Here is an 11,745-nt window from a genome sequence, read left to right as displayed (position 1 = left end):
TCGCAGTGTCAGAACCCCCCACGCGTCCCCAATTGTCCACACAGTTATCCACAGGTGTGGACAACTGTGTGCAGCAGAAATGATCCGGCCCCGTCGACAGGAGGGGCCGGTGCTATCGGGGGTGACCCCCGATCCGTGTAATGAAGAAAATTAACAGAAGCGGATCAGTCAGCACAACCGATAGCGCCGATTCGCGATCAGCTTGGCCGAAACCTTCAGTCCCCACAAAATCGCGGGCAGAATCACCGGCTCTCGACCGTGGCCGCGGATCGCGTTTGTGCAGTTCCCCGGTGGTTTTCTGGTCGGCCTCAACCCCACGCGGCAGATCCTCAGGTAGTGGTCGAGACCTCGACGCTGACCTGCGACCATGCTGTTGCGTCGTCCGGGTGCGGCCTGGTTGTGAGCCTGAATGTGGGTTCGGTGGTGGTCGGTGAGTGTGACCGCCGGGTCCGGCGCTGGTCGCACCAGAGGTCACGGCGGTTTGACCCGTTCGGCGGCGCTGCGTACTCTCAATTGGTCGCCCGGAGTGGCATGATTCCGCGCGCCCGCATCAGTGTGCCCGTATTCCCGTGGTCGCCTGCGGGAGCGAAAGTCGAACTCCCGGGCAGGAGACCTACCCACACGAGGACGCGGCGCGCCGCCGCGACCCGCCAGCACAAGGAGTTCTGTCGTGGCCAAGGGCAAGCGCACCTTTCAGCCGAACAACCGCCGCCGCGCACGCGTGCACGGCTTCCGTCTGCGTATGCGGACCCGCGCCGGTCGTTCGATCGTCAACGGCCGTCGTCGTAAGGGCCGTTCGAGCCTGACCGCCTGAGTCAGATCTGCGTGACCCCACCTGCGTTGCTGTTCTGATCGCACATCGATCTGATCCACGTCGATCTGATTCGTGTCGATCTGCTCGACGGGAACTGATTGTCCGGTGCGCCGGCATCGATGGTGTGCGGTCGAACGTCTGCTGAACCAGGTGCTCACGACTTCCCGCAGGCTGACTGCGAGTTCTGACTTCACCCGGACGCTGCATCGCGGCGTCCGGGTGAAAGTGCATGATCTGGTGGTCCATGTGTTGATCCCGCCGGCCGAGTGGCCCGATGTCAGCGGGCGACGTGTCGATGTGGCAACGCCCGCGCCCGCACGGTTCGGTTTCATTGTGAGCAAGAAGGTCGGCAATGCGGTGACACGACACGCCGTGAGTCGGCGGCTCCGCGTCGCCTGCGCATCGGTGGCCGGTGACACCGTGGCCGAGGCTCGCGTGGTGATCCGCGCCTTCCCTTCGGCTGCCGACCGTGGCGTCGAAGATCTCACCGCGCAGGTGCGTCGAGCGCTGCGTAAGGCCGCTGCCCTGTCGCCTGCGGCTGTGTCAGCCGATGACGCTGTGGACGACTCCGTGGACGTTTCGCAGAAGGTGGGACAGTCGTGACCGCGCCGGAATCACATGCGGTGACGATCGAGTCGGAACCGCAGACCGCACCCGATGGTCCGGCAACGGCGCAGTCCGGTGCAGCGAGCACCTGGCGAACTCGGATCCGGCGATGGCCGGTGACGGCCGTGGTCTTCGTGATCGAGCTGTACCGGACCTGGGTGTCGCCGATGCGGCCTCCTTCGTGCCGGTTCTATCCCACGTGCAGTGCGTACGCTGTGGAGGCACTCCAGACACACGGTCTGATCGTCGGTGGGTGGCTATCGGTGGTGCGTCTGCTGAAATGCGGCCCGTGGCACAAGCCGGGTTACGACCCGGTGCCTGAGCGAAGGACCCGAGATGCGTGAGACGCCATCGGGGTGCCACCCGCACCACAGGAGACCGACGGAGCGGATGAGACCATGGGGAACTGACGCCGGGGGGATCCGATGCCTGGGGACGGGCGCGTGGGATACAGGTGCAGCGCAAGCGCATGTAGGCCGACTCCCGTGAACCCGACCCGACCGAGCCCGACCAGCCGGCGCTGACCCGCCTACCGGCCACCAGATTTTCATCAGCTGTCACAGACGGACATTCCGACCGTCGAAGGCATTTCAGTGAGGAGTACCTGACACAGTGCTCAACTTCATCTACTACCCCGTCTCGGCCATCATGTGGGCCTGGCACTGGCTGTTCGACCACATGATGCCCGACACCCCGGGGTGGAACGGTATCGCCTGGGCACTGTCGGTGGTCTTCCTGGTCTTCACCCTGCGCGCGATCCTCTACAAGCCCTTCGTGAAGCAGATCCGCACCACGAAGAAGATGCAGGAGATCAACCCGCAGCTGCAGGCGATCCGTAAGAAGTACGCCAACGACCGGGTCAAGATGACCGAGGAGATGCAGAAGCTGCAGCGCGAGCACGGCTTCAATCCCCTGCTCGGCTGTCTGCCCATGCTGCTGCAGATCCCGGTGTTCATCGGCCTGTTCCACGTGTTGCGCTCGTTCAACCGCACCGGTCACGGTGTCGGACAGCTCGGCATGACGGTGCAGGAGACGCGCAGCACCGGCAACTACGTGTTCAACGCCGAGCAGGTGCGTAACTTCCTCGACGCTCGCCTGTTCGGTGTGCCGCTCTCGTCGTACATCACCGAACCCAAGTCGGAGTGGACGGCCTTCGTGGCATCCGGCCGCGTGGAGGACATCGACTTCACGCGACTGTCGATCTCGTATGTGGTGGTCCCGCTGATGATCATCGCGGCCATCGCGACCCATATGAACTCCCGCGCGTCGGTGGCCCGGCAGGGTCCTGAGGCGGCGGCGAACCCGCAGACGGCCATCATGAACAAGCTGTCGCTGTATGTGTTCCCGCTCGGCATCCTCGTCTCGGGTCCGTTCTTCCCCGTCGCGATCCTGCTGTACTGGGTGTCGAACAACCTGTGGACCTACGGCCAGCAGCACATCGTGTTCGGCAAGATCGCCAAGGAAGAAGAGGCGGCGAAGCTCGCCAAAGCCGAGAAGCTCAAGGCGAACGCCCCCAAGCCCGGCGCCAAACCGGTGAATCCGAAGAAGGGCGGCGGTTCGGCGACGAGTGGTTCCGGTTCCCCATCCGGTGGTGGCCAGTGGGATGAGGCGGCCGCCGACGGCGCATCGGTCGATGGCGTCGTCGAGGGTTCGGACGCATCCACCTCTGTCTCTGATCCCCAGTCGCAAGCCTCCTCCCCCGCCCCGCGCAGGCGGTGGGGGCGTAAGCAAGCGTCCGCCGATGGTGCGTCGGCGGCGATCGGATCGGCAAGCAGCGGTTCGACATCAGCCACGGGTTCGACAGGTGGTTCGGGTTCGGCGGGGAATGCCTCGGCACCCAAGACGCCACGTCCGGGCCAGAAGCCGACCGGCGCCCGGAACAAGGGCACACAGAGCAAGAACGGTCAGGCCCGCAACACTCCGAACAAGAGTCAGCCCAAGAGCAAGAAGGCCGGCGGCAACCGCAAGAAGCGGTAGCGATCGGGTTCTCCCGCGTCGTCCGTGTCCGGTCCCGCCGGCCGGAGTGCACGGCATGGGACTGCCCGTTCGACTCCTTCTCGATCGAACCCAGACCGATCGAACCCAGACCCGACTCACGGAGACGGTCGCACGCTCCGGGACTCACAGTGAAAGACAAGGTGATACGACGTGACTGCGCAGACGGACGACACAGATCAGCTCGATGACAACACCAACGCCCCGGTAGTCGGCGACGACGCGACGGACGAGACGCCATCGGGTCAGGACGCGGCGACGCCGGCCGACGCCGACGAAACCGGGGACGACAGCACTGGTACGAGTGCTGACGACACCACCGACGATGATCTCGACGATGACGAAGAGCGGCTGATCGAAGAGGGCGAGATCGCCGGTGACTACCTCGAGCAGCTGCTCGACGTACTCGACTTCGACGGCGACATCGATCTGGACGTCGACGGTGACCGCGCGGTGGTCAGCATCGACGGTGGGGACGATCTCGAGAAGCTGGTCGGCAAGGGCGGCGAGGTTCTCGACGCACTCCAGGAGCTGACCCGGCTGGCTGTGCAGCAGGTGACCGGTGAGCGCAGCCGACTGATGCTCGACGTGGGTCAGTGGCGTGCAGATCGCCGGGCGCGCCTGACGCGGCTGGGTACCGAGGTGGCCGAACGTGTGCGCGACAAGGGTGGTCGGGAGTCGCTCGACCCCATGACCCCGTTCGAGCGCAAGATCGTCCATGACGCTGTTGCCGCGGTCGACGGTGTGACCAGCGAGAGTGAAGGCGCCGAACCGAATCGGCGCGTGGTGGTTCTCACGGTCGAATCCTGACTCCCCAGTGGAGTGAGATGAACGAAGTCCCGGGTGCCTGTGCACTGCGGGACTTCGTCATTTCGAAGCCTGCGAATAACATCGATGTAGTTTCGCAACGAGGGGATGTTTCACGTGAAACATGAGGGGTCGACGTCCGACAACGATGACGCGTCGTCATCGGACGACGCGGGTACGGATGCCGTTCCGGAAGCCGCACGCACGATTTTTGGTGATCGCATCGACAAGGCGATCGCCTACCACGACGCTCTGGCTCACGCCGGTGTGGAGCGCGGTCTGCTGGGACCGCGCGAGGTCCCTCGGCTGTGGGATCGACACATCCTCAACTGCGCAGTGATCGGGGAGGTCATCGACAACGGAGTGCGCGTTGTGGACGTTGGCAGCGGTGCGGGTCTGCCGGGTATCCCGCTCGCCCTCGCTCGACCAGATCTGGATGTCACGCTGATCGAACCGTTGCAACGCCGGACCGACTTCCTGTCCGAAGTGATCGCGGAGCTGGATATCGATGTCGAGGTGGTGCGCGGTCGTGCCGAGGAGAAGGCGGTGATATCGCGTGCCGGGCAAGCCGATGTGGTGACATCACGCGCGGTCGCCCCGTTGGATCGGCTGGCCCGGTGGAGTGCTCCCCTGCTTCGAGATGGCGGACGACTGGTCGCGATCAAGGGTGCATCGGCACCGGAAGAGATCGAGAAGCATGGCGGCGCTGCCGCGGGACGTGGGCTGCGCGCCCTCGAGGTGGTCACGTGTGGTGAAGGGTTGATCGAGCCCGCGACGACCGTTGTCCTCGGTGTCCGCGGACCGGCGAAGAGTGAGCATGTACGTCGCGCGCGGCGCGGCGGAAAGGGCGCAGAATAGTGATCATGACCGGCGAAGGAGCGGCGCAGTGACGGATGAATCGACGGTGCCCCGCGAGGCCGTTTCACGTGAAACCATGCCGACGGCCGTTTCACGTGAAACAGCGTTCAGCGATCATCTCGCGGACACTCCGATCGCGGCAGCTGCGGCTCGCGCGAGTCAGGTCAAGATGCCCGGCGGTGCGGGGACACTCCCCCGCCCCGCGCACACGCGGATCATGACGGTGGCCAACCAGAAGGGCGGCGTCGGCAAGACGACGAGTGCGGTCAATATTGCCGCAGGTCTTGCGCTGCATGGACTGCGGGTCCTCGTCGTCGATCTTGATCCGCAGGGCAATGCGAGTACCGCCCTGGGTATCGATCACCGCTCGCCCGACATCAACTCCGTCTACGAGTTGCTCATCGGCGAGGTGACCCTGGCCGAGACGATCGTGCAGAGCTCGTCGAATGAGAACCTCTACTGTGTCCCGGCGACTCTCGATCTCGCCGGCGCGGAGATCGAATTGGTGTCGACGGTTGCACGTGAAACACGGCTACGGAACGCACTCAACGATGATGTGATCACCGAACTGGGCATCGATTACGTCATCATCGACTGTCCGCCATCGCTCGGATTGCTGACCCTCAATGCGATGGTCGCGGCCCGTGAGGTGTTTATCCCGATCCAGTGCGAGTACTACGCGCTCGAGGGTGTGAGTCAGCTCCTGAACAACATCAGTATGGTGCAGGCCCACCTGAACCCCGGCCTGCATGTGTCCACCATTCTCCTGACGATGTATGACGGCCGTACGAAGCTCGCCGACCAGGTGGCCGAGGAGGTGCGTAATCACTTCGGCGACCGCGTGCTGACGACGGTGATCCCCCGCAGTGTGAAGGTGTCGGAGGCGCCGGGCTATGGCATGACGATCATCGATTACGACCCGGGTTCACGTGGAGCGATGAGTTATCTCGACGCTGCCCGTGAACTGGCCATGAGGGCGGACACCGCCACCGAGGAAGGATCCGGCCGATGAGCACTGATCGCACCGATGCACCGCAGACAGACGGTGCACCGCAGACAGACAGTGGCCAGCCCGCTAAGCCGGCACCGAAGATCGGCGGGACCAAGAAGGCATCGCAGCGCAAGGGTGGTCTGGGACGCGGTCTTGCCGCACTGATCCCCACCGGGCCATCGGAGGGACCGCGGCTGGGAAGTGCGGCCGCCGACGTGGTGATCGGTGGGACCCCGTCCGGTGCGACCCCGTCTGCTGGAACCCCTACTCCTGGAACCGTCAGCTCCCCCGCGCAGACGAGCAGTACCCCGTCGGGTGGTTCGCCGACGTCGGTTCCCGGCGACCACGTGAAACCGGTGTCGTCGGAAACCGACGACGGGAAGCCTGCGGCCGCTGCGCCTGCGACGTCACACAGTACTGCGTCCTCAGACGGTGCCGCAGAGCCCGCACTCACCGATGCGGCGATCGCGACCTATCGGGAGATCCCGCCGGCCGAGATCCAGCCGAATCCGCATCAGCCGCGCACGGCCTTCGACGAGGAGGCCCTGGCCGAGCTGGTGCATTCGATCCGTGAATTCGGCCTGATGCAGCCGATCGTGGTGCGCGCCCTACCGTCCACGCAGGCGGCGCCGGGGGGCGTGAGATACCAGCTGGTGATGGGTGAGCGTCGGTGGCGGGCCAGCCAGGAGGCGGGTCTGGAGGCGATCCCCGCGATCGTTCGTGAGACCCCCGACGGCGACATGCTGCGTGATGCGCTCTTGGAGAACATCCACCGAGCGCAGCTGAATCCCCTCGAAGAGGCAGCCGCCTATCAGCAACTGCTGGACGATTTCGGTGTCACGCACGACGAGTTGGCCGCCCGTATCGGTCGGTCGCGCCCGCTCATCAGCAACATGATCCGTCTGCTGAAGCTCCCGATCCCCGTGCAACGTCGCGTCGCCGCCGGTGTCCTGTCGGCCGGCCATGCGCGCGCACTGCTGTCCTTGGACGGCGGACCGGAAGCGCAGGAGGCGTTGGCCGCTCGAATCGTGGCCGAGGGTATGTCGGTGCGGGCGACGGAGGAGGCGGTCACCCTCGCGAACCGTGGCGACTCCCCTTCTCCGACGCCGGCCGCCAAGCGTCGCCAGATCCAGATGCCGGGCCTGCAGGACGTCGCTGAACGTCTGTCGGATCGCTTCGACACCCGGGTGAGCGTGAGCCTGGGGAAGCGGAAGGGCAAGATTGTGGTGGAGTTCGGCTCGGTGGATGATCTCGAACGGATCGTGCACCTGTTGGAGACCTCGACAGCGGAGTAAGGCGAATTTCATGGGTGTAACTCCCCTACTGACCACCCACGCGCGAAACGTCACTGTGACGCGACAGCGCCGACCTCGGGGTATCTTGACCGAAAGTTGTTGTGCCGCATGGTGACTGTTCGTCCGCTCACCCTCGACGCATTCGAGGATCTCCCAGAACACGATCGGACATGTGTCTTCTGGGAGGTCGATCCGGATCTGGTCCCCCAGACGCCGCCGACCGGTGAAACCTCACGGTTCGCCAGCGAATTCGATAAGGAAGCATGGATCTCCATGTTGCTTCTCGAATGGGGGACGTGTGGGCAGCTCGCGGTCGACAGCGAATCGAAGCAAGCGACGGGAGTGGCGTTCTACGCGCCGCCCGGTCGTGTCCCCCGAGCCCGCTGGTTTCCGACCGCCCCGGTCAGTGCCGATGCGGTGATCCTGACCTCGATACGTACGGTCGCGGATTCGCCGGGCGTCGCAGTGGCGCTGGCCGATGCGGTCATCGACGATCTGATCAGTCGTGGCGTCCGCGCGATCGAAGCGTTCGGGATCATCCGATCGGCCTTTGCGGACTCCTTCCCCGACGACATCTGCGCCGAGGCGATGATCGACGCGGATTTCCTCAAGGATTCCGGCTTTGATCTCGTTGCTCCGCACCACAAGTTCCCGCGGTTCCGGTTGGAACTCGACGAAGGACTGGGCTGGAAGGCGGGCGTGGAACTCGCACTGGAGAAGCTGGTGATCGCGGCGACTCTGGAGCTGTCGGGCAGCGAACGGATCGCGGTTGCGGTCTAGGGCGGTTCGGGAATGTTTCACATGAAACATTCCCGAACCTGAGGTCCTGGCGGAGATACGTCTAGGAGCTGGCGTCGCGGGATCAGCGTGCGAGTTGCTCGGCGGCGAGCAACTCGGCGAAGGTGTACGTGCCGGTCGGCTGGTCGTTCTTGCCCAACAGATACAGGCGCTTGACCGCGACCAGTGTCGCCTCGGCGATCGCGTCGCGCACCCGCGGATCGCTGAGGGCCTCGGCGTCGTGTTCGTTCGTGATGTAGCCGACGTCGATCTGGGCGATCGGCATCCGGGTGAGGCGGAGCAGATCCCAGGTCCGGCGGTGAGACCGACAGTCGCGCAGCGGTGTTCGCGCGACGATCTCCCGGTCGATGAACCCCGCGAGCGACTGACCGATGGCCGACGCCGAGCCGTGCTGGCTGCCGAAGTAGAAGGTCGCCACGCCGTTGGCGAGATTGTTGTGATAGTGCGCGCAGCGGAACGAGATCATCAAATCGGCGTCGATCGAATTCGCGACGGCGGCTCGTTCGGCATTGTCGGGGTTCTGATCAGCGGCGCGTGACAGGGAGGTCTCCATCCCCGCGGCCGCCATCCGGCCCTCGAGACGAGCGCACAGATCCCACAGCACGTCGGATTCGAGCTGGGCCAGCGCGCCCGTGGAGTACTGGTGGTTTCCGCCGTTGCCGGGATCGATGATGATCCGCTTGCCCGACAGTTGCGGCCCCGACCGTCGCACGTTCTCCTCCTCGCGGATGGCGTGCGGGGAACCACCGCTCACGCGGGTGCCGAGCAGTTGCAGTGAGCGAAGTGTGACGGGCCCGCAGATGCCGTCCGGGTTCAGCCCGAACTCGCTCTGGTACGCACACAGGGCGGCGTGGGTGGCCTCGTTGAACGTGCCATCGACCAGCGCCGTGTAGTAGCCGAGGTTCTGCAGGCGGGCCTGCAGGGTGGCCACATCGTCGCCCTGCATGGGAGCCGACAGGCGGTAGAGCAGGATGCGCGTGCCGAGTCGGTAGGACGCCTCGAGCAGCACGCGATAGGTGGCCGGCCCGACGATGCCGTCGACCAGGAGTCCGCGCTGCTGCTGGAATGCGCGGACAGCCTGGTCGGTGGCCTCGTCGAAGACGATCGTGTCGGGGTCGAACACGATCGTGTCGGGATCGAGCGCGAACGCATCGGGGTCGGTCGGTTCAGCCGGGGTGTCGAGCACCTCGAGCTGACGCAGCAGCGCCTTGACCTCGGCCACGGCAGAGCCGCGGTCACCGAGTCGGAGCAGACGCATACGCCGCCTTTCGATCAGTTCAGACTGTTGTAGTGCGGGTACACGCCGGTGTACCGCAGTGGATTGTGTCAGGTGGATGCACGGGTAAACAAACCGCCGCACCCACACGCGAGCATTGCCCGATTATCCCAGGCGCACTGTGCGCGGTGGGGTCCCGGTGTCGGATGACCCGCTGTCGTAGTCGGAGGTCAGGCCTGGACGACCGAGCCGAGTTCACGCAGCAGGGCGGCCTTGCTCTTGGCGCCGACGATCGTCTTCACCGGTTCGCCGCCCTCGAACAGGATCATGGTCGGGATCGACATGATCTTGTAGTCGCGGGCGATGGCGGGGTTGGCATCGATGTCGACCTTCGCCACGGTGAGCGCGTCGGTGTTCTCACCGGCGATCTCCTCGAGGACGGGGGCGACCATACGGCACGGGCCGCACCAGGTGGCCCAGAAGTCCACGAGCACCGGCTTGTCGGACTCCAGGACGTCGGTCTTGAAGGTGGCGTCGGTGACGGCAACGGTGTTGTGTGTCTCTGCCATGGGAACTCCTTGGTGTGTGTTCACTGATTGTGGATCTGACGGGGGACTCTGACGGAAAATGTGTTCGGGAAGTCTGTCCGGAAGCTCATCTGTGTGGCGCTGATCGGCACCCCCCCGAGTCCGACACTGACCACAAACCGGGCATCCGAGGCGACCGGAGTCGTGGCCCATCCGCGCGGACAGCGCCGCACGACGCGCTGAGCGCGCCGCCGGACCGGATCAGATCGAGCCGGCGGTGATCTCCTCGGCCTCCACCTCGACGGGAATCGGGTGGCCGGCATGGTCGGCGAGCCACTTCTCCGCATCGATCGCGGCCGAACAGCCACTGCCCGCAGCGGTGATGGCCTGCTGGTAGGTGTGGTCCACCAGGTCGCCACAGGCGAAGACTCCCGGCAGCGAGGTGTAGGTGGTGCGGCCCTGCACCTGCACATAGCCCGCGTCGTCGAGGTCGAGCTGGCCGCGGACGAGGGAGCTGCGCGGGTCGTGTCCGATCGCCACGAACATGCCGGTCACCTGCAGGGGTTCCCGCGGCTCGCCGGTGCGGGTGTCCACGAGGTCGAGGGTGGACACCGAACCCTCGCCGCTCACCTTGGTCACCGCGGTGTCGGTCATGAACGAGATCTTGTCGTTGGTGCGGGCGCGGTCGAGCATGATCGCCGACGCACGGAATTCCTCGCGTCGATGGATGATCGTCACCGAGCGGGCGAACTTGGTGAGGAAGGTGGCCTCCTCCATCGCCGAGTCGCCGCCGCCGATCACCGCGATGTCCTGGTCGCGGAAGAAGAAGCCGTCGCAGGTGGCGCAGGCGGAGACGCCGCGGCCGAGCAGTTCGGCCTCGCCGGGGACGTCGAGGTAGCGGGCAGCCGCACCCATCGCGAGAATCACCGCGTGTGCACGGTAGGTCTCGCCGCCGGCGTCGACCTCCTTGATGTCGGAGGTCAGTCGCACCGCCTCCACGTCTTCCATACGCAGGTCGGCGCCGAATCGCAGCGCTTGCTCACGCATCTCGTCCATGAGCTCCGGGCCCATGATCCCGTTGCGGAAGCCCGGGAAGTTCTCCACCTCGGTGGTGGTCATCAGGGCTCCGCCGAACTGGGTTCCCTCGAACACCAGCGGCGCCAGTTCGGCGCGGGCGGCATACACCGCAGCGGTATAGCCTGCCGGTCCCGAACCGATGATGATCACATCGTGGATGTGCCCGTCCTGGCTGGCTGCGCTCATCAATCCTCCAACTATCCGCCCGTACCCATCGTTGTGATGGACGTGTGACCGTCGGTGGAGACTGCTCCACCCTCAGCGGCCGATTCAACACCAGGGTAAAGGCATCTGTTCCCGGCGTGTCGCCGAGGAGGCGAGGAGATCGGTGCGCGGTGACCATCCGTCAGCGATCGGACGGGTTCTCCTCTCCGATGAGGCGTGCCAGAGTCTCGTCGAGCCGTTCGGCCACGTCCGACGGCAAGTTGGCGGGAATCGTAGTGGGGGCAAGGCCGTACTGTTCGCGCAGCGCGCGGGCGCGCAGTTCAGCGCGGGTCGCCTCCAGCGCGGCGACCACCGCACGGCTCTCCGGGCTGCGTTCGAGGGCCAGGCGCAGTGAGGAATTGGAATCCGGTGACTGTGCGTGGAGGTAGGCGATGCGGTCGAGGCGCTCGGTTGACGAGACGATGACGGACTCCTCTCCCCTCGCCGGGTGGTCGTGTCCCGCGGACGGGGACTGGTCGTCGCCTGGGGCGGGCGTGTGGAGCTCGCATGTGGTGGCGGGGATGCTCAGGTGTCGTCTCATGGCGTGTGGTTGCATC

13 protein-coding genes are annotated in these 11,745 nt (G+C 65.3%); 9 read left to right on the top strand and 4 right to left on the bottom strand.

Annotated elements, in window-relative coordinates; genetic code table 11:
- The first annotated feature begins 670 nt into the window (after window positions 1-670).
- From rpmH to IEW22_RS09770, 9 genes are all read left to right on the top strand, one after another.
- Entirely contained in the window at window positions 671-814 is a 144-nt protein-coding gene (gene rpmH / locus IEW22_RS09810; RefSeq protein ID WP_188586428.1) for a 50S ribosomal protein L34, read from the top strand.
- Window positions 815-964: 150 nt separating this feature from the next.
- The gene (rnpA, locus tag IEW22_RS09805) at window positions 965-1,417 is read left to right on the top strand and encodes a ribonuclease P protein component (protein WP_188586427.1); all 453 of its coding nucleotides are present in this window, start codon (window positions 965-967) and stop codon (window positions 1,415-1,417) included.
- Window positions 1,414-1,764: a membrane protein insertion efficiency factor YidD gene (gene yidD / locus IEW22_RS09800; protein WP_373284163.1), complete on the top strand. Its 351-nt coding sequence runs from the start codon at window positions 1,414-1,416 to the stop codon at window positions 1,762-1,764. Before rnpA ends, yidD begins: the two co-directional genes overlap by 4 nt.
- Before the next feature lie 268 nt (window positions 1,765-2,032).
- Entirely contained in the window at window positions 2,033-3,397 is a 1,365-nt protein-coding gene (gene yidC / locus IEW22_RS09795; RefSeq protein WP_188586426.1) for a membrane protein insertase YidC, read from the top strand.
- A gap of 171 nt (window positions 3,398-3,568) precedes the next feature.
- Complete coding sequence (locus tag IEW22_RS09790; protein WP_188586425.1) at window positions 3,569-4,225, top strand: Jag family protein; 657 nt, start codon at window positions 3,569-3,571, stop codon at window positions 4,223-4,225.
- A 105-nt stretch (window positions 4,226-4,330) separates the two neighbouring features.
- Window positions 4,331-5,080 (top strand): 16S rRNA (guanine(527)-N(7))-methyltransferase RsmG, encoded by a 750-nt coding sequence (rsmG, locus tag IEW22_RS09785; RefSeq protein WP_188586424.1) that lies wholly within the window; start codon window positions 4,331-4,333, stop codon window positions 5,078-5,080.
- A 76-nt stretch (window positions 5,081-5,156) separates the two neighbouring features.
- Window positions 5,157-6,092: a ParA family protein gene (locus IEW22_RS09780; RefSeq protein WP_188586480.1), complete on the top strand. Its 936-nt coding sequence runs from the start codon at window positions 5,157-5,159 to the stop codon at window positions 6,090-6,092.
- A complete protein-coding gene (locus IEW22_RS09775) occupies window positions 6,089-7,366 on the top strand; it encodes a ParB/RepB/Spo0J family partition protein (protein WP_188586423.1) in 1,278 nt (425 codons plus the stop codon). Before IEW22_RS09780 ends, IEW22_RS09775 begins: the two co-directional genes overlap by 4 nt.
- A 108-nt stretch (window positions 7,367-7,474) precedes the next feature.
- A complete protein-coding gene (locus IEW22_RS09770; RefSeq protein WP_188586422.1) occupies window positions 7,475-8,146 on the top strand; it encodes a hypothetical protein in 672 nt (223 codons plus the stop codon).
- 82 nt (window positions 8,147-8,228) lie between these two features.
- Here IEW22_RS09770 and IEW22_RS09765 read toward each other — a convergent pair whose 3' ends face one another.
- The 4 genes from IEW22_RS09765 to IEW22_RS09750 all read right to left on the bottom strand — a co-directional run bounded on the left by IEW22_RS09765 (window position 8,229) and on the right by IEW22_RS09750 (window position 11,729).
- Window positions 8,229-9,422 carry an N-acetylmuramoyl-L-alanine amidase gene (locus IEW22_RS09765; protein WP_188586421.1) on the bottom strand — a complete coding sequence of 398 codons (1,194 nt, stop codon included), beginning with the start codon at window positions 9,420-9,422 and terminating at the stop codon, window positions 8,229-8,231.
- Between the two features lie 188 nt (window positions 9,423-9,610).
- Window positions 9,611-9,949, bottom strand: a complete 339-nt coding sequence (trxA, locus tag IEW22_RS09760; protein ID WP_188586420.1) for a thioredoxin — start codon at window positions 9,947-9,949, stop codon at window positions 9,611-9,613.
- A 219-nt stretch (window positions 9,950-10,168) separates the two neighbouring features.
- Window positions 10,169-11,170, bottom strand: a complete 1,002-nt coding sequence (gene trxB / locus IEW22_RS09755; RefSeq protein WP_188586419.1) for a thioredoxin-disulfide reductase — start codon at window positions 11,168-11,170, stop codon at window positions 10,169-10,171.
- A 160-nt stretch (window positions 11,171-11,330) separates the two neighbouring features.
- Window positions 11,331-11,729, bottom strand: a complete 399-nt coding sequence (locus IEW22_RS09750; protein WP_188586418.1) for a hypothetical protein — start codon at window positions 11,727-11,729, stop codon at window positions 11,331-11,333.
- Window positions 11,730-11,745: the final 16 nt, after the last annotated feature.

It is taken from the genome of Gordonia jinhuaensis, assembly GCF_014639795.1.
GTDB lineage: Bacteria > Actinomycetota > Actinomycetes > Mycobacteriales > Mycobacteriaceae > Gordonia_B > Gordonia_B jinhuaensis.
The sequence above is the reverse complement of the archived record's forward strand: the minus strand, read 5'-3'. Positions and strand labels throughout refer to the sequence as shown.

Coding starts and splice junctions, on each gene's coding strand:
- rsmG (WP_188586424.1), top strand. CDS start 4,331: ATGTTTCACGTGAAACATGAGGGGTCGACGTCCGACAACGATGACGCG.
- IEW22_RS09780 (WP_188586480.1), top strand. CDS start 5,157: ATGCCGACGGCCGTTTCACGTGAAACAGCGTTCAGCGATCATCTCGCG.
- IEW22_RS09775 (WP_188586423.1), top strand. CDS start 6,089: ATGAGCACTGATCGCACCGATGCACCGCAGACAGACGGTGCACCGCAG.
- IEW22_RS09770 (WP_188586422.1), top strand. CDS start 7,475: ATGGTGACTGTTCGTCCGCTCACCCTCGACGCATTCGAGGATCTCCCA.
- IEW22_RS09765 (WP_188586421.1), bottom strand. CDS start 9,422: ATGCGTCTGCTCCGACTCGGTGACCGCGGCTCTGCCGTGGCCGAGGTC.
- trxA (WP_188586420.1), bottom strand. CDS start 9,949: ATGGCAGAGACACACAACACCGTTGCCGTCACCGACGCCACCTTCAAG.
- trxB (WP_188586419.1), bottom strand. CDS start 11,170: ATGAGCGCAGCCAGCCAGGACGGGCACATCCACGATGTGATCATCATC.
- IEW22_RS09750 (WP_188586418.1), bottom strand. CDS start 11,729: ATGAGACGACACCTGAGCATCCCCGCCACCACATGCGAGCTCCACACG.